Source organism: Intestinibacter sp., assembly GCF_022780145.1.
GTDB lineage: Bacteria > Bacillota > Clostridia > Peptostreptococcales > Peptostreptococcaceae > Intestinibacter.
Genome location: NZ_JALEXO010000005.1, coordinates 1 through 5519, shown reverse-complemented (window position 1 = coordinate 5519; position 5519 = coordinate 1). Strand labels below are relative to the sequence as shown.

At 29.5% G+C, this 5519-nt stretch carries 5 protein-coding genes, 2 pseudogenes and 1 other annotated feature; all 7 genes and pseudogenes read right to left on the bottom strand.

The features are described 5' to 3' along the window. Positions 1-375, bottom strand: a pseudogene (locus MR593_RS00315) (ornithine carbamoyltransferase); the annotation flags it as partial. Positions 376-476: 101 nt separating this feature from the next. Next, positions 477-684, bottom strand: a binding site (T-box leader). A 76-nt stretch (positions 685-760) separates the two neighbouring features. Beyond that, positions 761-1636: a MurR/RpiR family transcriptional regulator gene (locus MR593_RS00310; protein ID WP_290685632.1), complete on the bottom strand. Its 876-nt coding sequence runs from the start codon at positions 1634-1636 to the stop codon at positions 761-763. A gap of 104 nt (positions 1637-1740) precedes the next feature. Further along, a complete protein-coding gene (locus MR593_RS00305) occupies positions 1741-2313 on the bottom strand; it encodes a class I SAM-dependent methyltransferase (protein WP_290685630.1) in 573 nt (190 codons plus the stop codon). Between the two features lie 32 nt (positions 2314-2345). Then, positions 2346-3059, bottom strand: coding sequence for a pseudouridine synthase (locus MR593_RS00300; protein WP_290685627.1), 714 nt, complete (start codon positions 3057-3059; stop codon positions 2346-2348). Positions 3060-3273: 214 nt separating this feature from the next. Continuing rightward, the gene (locus MR593_RS00295) at positions 3274-4323 is read right to left on the bottom strand and encodes an IS1595 family transposase (protein WP_442908389.1); all 1050 of its coding nucleotides are present in this window, start codon (positions 4321-4323) and stop codon (positions 3274-3276) included. A 308-nt stretch (positions 4324-4631) separates the two neighbouring features. Beyond that, on the bottom strand, positions 4632-5195 hold the full coding sequence (locus tag MR593_RS00290; protein WP_290685621.1) for a hypothetical protein: 564 nt from the start codon (positions 5193-5195) through the stop codon (positions 4632-4634). A 125-nt stretch (positions 5196-5320) separates the two neighbouring features. After that, positions 5321-5519 (bottom strand): annotated as a pseudogene (locus MR593_RS00285) (diaminopimelate decarboxylase); the annotation flags it as partial.

Below are 5519 nucleotides of genomic sequence, written 5' to 3'. Positions count from 1 at the left end.
CCCTGAGTATTTTGCCAAGCATTCAACTGTTTCTTGTTTAAATCCTCTGAATTCTATACCGTCGAAAAATCTTCCTAAAACCTTAGCAGTATCTTCCATAGATTCTTTTTTACCCATGTGGTTGTCATTTGGTCCTAGGTATGTAACTTGAGCACCTTCATCGTGTGCTGCAACTTCAAATGAACATCTTGTTCTTGTAGATGCTTTTTCAAATATCAAAGCTATGTTTTTACCTTCTAGTAAATCACCTTTTATTCCTATTTTCTTTTTAGTTTTTAAGTAGCTTGCTAATGATAAGAAATATTTAATTTCTTCCTTTGAAAAATCTTTTAATGTTAAGAAGCTTTTTCCCTTTAAGTCTATTTTTTTTGCCATAATTTTGTCTCCTTTACTATTTTTTTAATATTGTGAATACTTAATTAATAGAATAATCTATCTTTTAAAAACTTCAATTAAAAAAGCCTCTTAGTATAAAACTAAGAGGCGACATCGCGCGGTACCACTCTAATTGATAAGATATCTTATCCACTCTAACCTTTAAGGCAGGTATACCGATTATCCTACTAAAAGTTCAAATAACCTTCTCAAAAGCTCTTTTCACAATGAACAGAATTATCAGGCTTCCACCGTCCCCGACTCTCTATAAATCTAATCCATGCTACTTTTCTTCATCACTGAATTTAGAATTATTTTTATTAATAAAATAATAATTAATTTTCCATCTATTGTCAATTATTATTTTAAAAAATCGAATAAATAATTATTCATATACTACATATTCTTCCCATATTTGCTCTAAATCGTGGAAATACTTCTTTATATCGTCAGTTTCTTTCATAGCAACTGATATAATAAGTGCATTTGCGACACTCATAGCTGCGACTAGAGAATCTACAAATGACGCCATGTTGCTTTTAGCCAATAGTATATTATCTGATAAAGGTGCTACTGGAGCAAAAGAACTATCAGTTATAGATACTATATACGCACCTTTACTCTTGGCGTATTTTGCAACCTGATGTGATTGTTTTGAATATCTTGGGAAGCTAAATACTATTAAGATATCCTCTTCATTCATTCTAACTATTTGTTGATAAGGATCTCCCATGTCTATTCTAATAAGCTGAACGTTGTCTAATATTACATTTAAATAAAATGCCAAATACTGTGCTACAGTAAATGAGCTTCTCATTCCCAATATATATATTTTTCTAGATTTTAAAATTCTCGTAGATGCCTCTTCAAATGCCTTTTCATCCATATCTTCTGATGTCGCTTTTATATTGTCAATATCGCTTTTTAACACCTTGCTTAAGATTGTAGAATCATCTGAATAATCTTCATTTGCCATTTCCACTCTTTGAACCGTAGTCAATTTATTTTTAATCAATTCTTGCAGACCCTCTTGCAATTTAGGGTATCCAGCATATCCTAGAGCATTTGCAAATCTGACAACTGTAGACTCACTCACTCCTACTGTTTCACCTAATTTGCTCGCTGTCATAAATGCTACCTTATCGTAATTATTTATTATATACTGAGCTATTAATTTTTGGCCCTTACTAAGCCTCGGATATTGCGATTGTATTATATTTATTAATTGTTTGTTGTCATTTCTAGAATTTTTATCATCCATATATTTCCCTCTTTTCTATTAAATAGCTACAAACCTTCAAAACTATTATATCACTATTTTTATGTTAATTTCTTGTAATCTTTAATTTATATATATAGGAAATTTTATCCTTTTTTCTCTATCAGTAAAAGCTCTGGTGGATTGTTTACTTGGTTTATAAATTTCGTACACAGTACATTGAAGTAGTTTTGATCTAATCCCTTTGTAAATTCGTAAACTGCTTCTTTTTCCTCCATTCCGCCTTCATGACCGCTGTAAATTGCAATACTCATAACTCCATTTGGCTTTAGCAATTGAAGTCCCTTTTTTATAGCAAGCAAAGTCGTATCTGATTTTGTAATGATTTGATGTTTGGCTCTCGGCAAATAACCTAAATTAAATACTATACAAGAAACTTCTTCTTTTACGTATTTATCCATATTTTGATGGCCGTCTAAAATAAGCTCTACATTTTCTATTTGTTCTTTTGAAATTTTTTTAGATGTCGATTTTAGCGCCTCTTCTTGCACATCAAACGCGTAGACCTTTCCTTGCTTTCCAACCTTCTTTGCAAGATATACTGTATCGTATCCATTTCCCATTGTAGCGTCTACTACTATATCTCCTTCTTTTACGATATCTTCTAGATAAATTTTATTTACTTCTGTTACTTTATTTATATATTTAGCTCTCAACATTTAAATTCCTCTTTATTGCTTTTATTTTTAAATTAAATACTTTTTAGGTATTTTATTTCTTCTTCTGTCAAATATCTGTACTTTCCTATTTGACAGTCCTGTATTTTTATTTTACCCATAGCTACCCTTTTTAATCTAAGTACAGGATGATTTATCGCCTTGCACATCTTTCTAACTTGGCGATTTTTTCCTTCGTGGATTTTTATCTCTAAAGTAGATACATCCTTTTTATCGTCGTATTTTACTATTTTTAACTTCGCCTTAGATGTAATATAGTCTTCTATTTTCAATCCGTTTTTGAAATTTTCTATTTCACGTCTATTTGGTTTTCCTTTAACCCTTGCGACATATGTTTTCTCGACCTCGTGCTTTGGGTGCGTTAGCTTATAAGTTAAATCTCCGTCGTTAGTTAAAAGAAGCAGTCCACTCGTCTCATAATCGAGCCTTCCTATTGGATAGACTCTTTCTTTTATATCGCTAACTAAATCTAGTACGCTCGGTCTATCGAATTGATCTTTGACAGTAGTTATATACCCTTCTGGTTTGTTTAAAAGTATATATACAAGTTTTTCTTCTTCTTTTATTATTTTATCGTCTACTTTTACTATATCGTTTTTTTCATCGACTTGATAAGAAAGTTCTGTTATTATTTCGTCGTTTACCTTTACTCTATTACTTAATATTAATTCCTCTGCCTTTCTTCTAGATGCAACTCCGCAGAGTGCTATATATTTATTAATTCTCATGTTTTCTCCTTTAAATTTATGTAAAATATTATATACTACTTTAGTAAACCTATTTTAATATAAGTTTTACTAATTAACAAGATAAATTTTATTTAATCACATCCACCTCTAGCGAAGCTACCTCATCTCTCTTACATCCATTGTGAATATGTTTAAGAACTTTGTGAATAATTATAGTTATAAACATACATTTTCAAAAAATAAAATCCATTCATTATAACGACTCTACAAATCTATTTTTTATCATATACTGAGTAATATAAAGATCTCTTGTCGCTAACTCCATAAATAATTCCTTTATTCGATTAAATTCTTTATATTTCTTACTTATAAATAAAAACTTAAACCACGTCAAATAATTATTTAAATATTTAGTGGCAACTCCATTGAAATTTCTCATCCATTCTCTTAATTCTCTATTATATTTAAAAACTCGTTTCACGTTGTAAATAGGATTATATTGTCCAAATACTTTAACTAATTTTAAATTTAGCTTTCTAGCTACTTCCCTATACTTCCATGAATACACACATAAAGTTACATCTTTTTCCACTTTACCTTCAAAAAATGACACCATATCTTTTGATTTGATTTTATTATTACTTTTTCCAAAATCATTATCCACTATTCTTGTAAGTATATGTCCTTTTTTATCAATTGCCGTATTAATACAAATTTGACTTTCCTTAATATTATTATAACTTGGTATCATACCTGGAGTTTTATTAAAATGAACACCTAAACAAGATACCCTACTTTTATTAAAGTTTTTAAAATATTTTTCATCAAAATGCATATAAGCAGGTGATCCTTTGAAGGATTCGTTGATATAGCAAGCATCTGTCTCAACTATACCCTCTAAAGTTTCATCTTTTAAATATACATTAATAACATCTAAAATTTTGTGACGCATAAAAAATGCAGTTGGAACGCTAACACCAACTTCTTCAGCGCACATTCTAATAGTTCCACCTTCTATCATAAACTGACAATATTTTAGCCATTTCTCCAAGCTCAATTTTGTATTAGATAGTGGAGAAAGACTTCTTTCGTCAAATGTTCTTCTACATTTTTTGCAAATATATCTTTGACGACCATATGTTTTTCCATTTTTATTTAACTCTGAATATCCACATTTAGGACATTTGAGACCTTTGTTAAATCTTCCTTCTAAAATCTCGTCTTTTCCCTCTTTTTGGTCATAAAATCCTAAATTATACAAATTTTTTAATTTTTGTTGAGCTAATGCTATTAAAGAACTCATTTCTTCTATATTTAAATTATCTACCATTGATTTAACTTTTTTAGAACTAAACATATTTGAATGTTCTTGTCGAAACATAATGCACCTCTTCCTAATTTAGGAAATTAGCTATACAAATTCCTAATCTTAAATATTTTTACTTTCATATAAATTATTGGTTATATTATGTCCCAATAAAATTTATTTCATACATAATCTCACAAAATCCTTAAACATATTTACAATGACTATAGGTTAAGTATATACAATAAAATACAAATTTCCTGCAAATAAAAAAAGCCACCTCAACGGCAACTTTTTTTATATTTTTATTGAGCAAAAAATTCATTTATTTTATCTTTTATAGTATCTAAAATAGATTCACCTAAAGATTCGCCTTCACCATCATTAGAGCTCCAATTGTTTTGATTTTGGTCTTGGTTTTGCTTCCAAGCATAAAACTCTGCCTCTGATTTTTGCATATCCTTTCTAGCGACTTCCTTTGCATTTTGTTTTCTTATATTCGCAGCTTCCTCTTCTTCTTTTTGAAGCTTTTCAAGCTCTTTTTTCAACTCCTTCGACTCCACTTTTATCTTTTGAGAGCCATTATCTATATTTACTATTCTCTCTAAACATTCAATCCCCTTATCGTAAAGTCCTTTATCTCTGTATTTTTCTGCTTTGGACATTTTTACAGCTTGCATATACATAGATCTAGCGCTTTCGTTTTTAGGATCCTCTTCAAGTACATCTGACAGATATTTTTGAGCTTCGTAGTACTCGTGATTTTCTAGAGCCTTTTGTCCATCTTTAAAAAGAGAAGCCTCTTCGCTATTACATCCTACAGAAAAAACTAACACCACAATTAAGATAATTAAATATTTTATTTTCATGATTATTCCTCCATAGATATAAGAGTATTAACTATAACTTCTAATCTAAATCAATTATATAACTACACTATATAAAATATCAATCATCATAATTGTAATTTAGTTATCAAATTTGTAACATTTTATTACACTTCTAGAGATAGTAAATCTTCGTAGCTTTGTCTTTTGCAAGATAGTATATCCTCTCCATCTTTTACAAATACTACAGGATTTTTTGGTATTTTATTATAGTTTGAAGCCATGGCATATCCATAAGCTCCAGTTGTAGTAGTTATAAGAATATCTCCACTTTCTATGTCGCCTACTTCTGTGTCTGATATTAGA

What these genes read in the sequence shown, in the direction of transcription:
- MR593_RS00290 (WP_290685621.1), bottom strand. Translation starts at nt 5,195, where the DNA reads ATGAAAATAAAATATTTAATTATCTTAATTGTGGTGTTAGTTTTTTCT.
- MR593_RS00300 (WP_290685627.1), bottom strand. Translation starts at nt 3,059, where the DNA reads ATGAGAATTAATAAATATATAGCACTCTGCGGAGTTGCATCTAGAAGA.
- MR593_RS00295 (WP_442908389.1), bottom strand. Translation starts at nt 4,323, where the DNA reads ATGAGTTCTTTAATAGCATTAGCTCAACAAAAATTAAAAAATTTGTAT.
- MR593_RS00310 (WP_290685632.1), bottom strand. Translation starts at nt 1,636, where the DNA reads ATGGATGATAAAAATTCTAGAAATGACAACAAACAATTAATAAATATA.
- MR593_RS00305 (WP_290685630.1), bottom strand. Translation starts at nt 2,313, where the DNA reads ATGTTGAGAGCTAAATATATAAATAAAGTAACAGAAGTAAATAAAATT.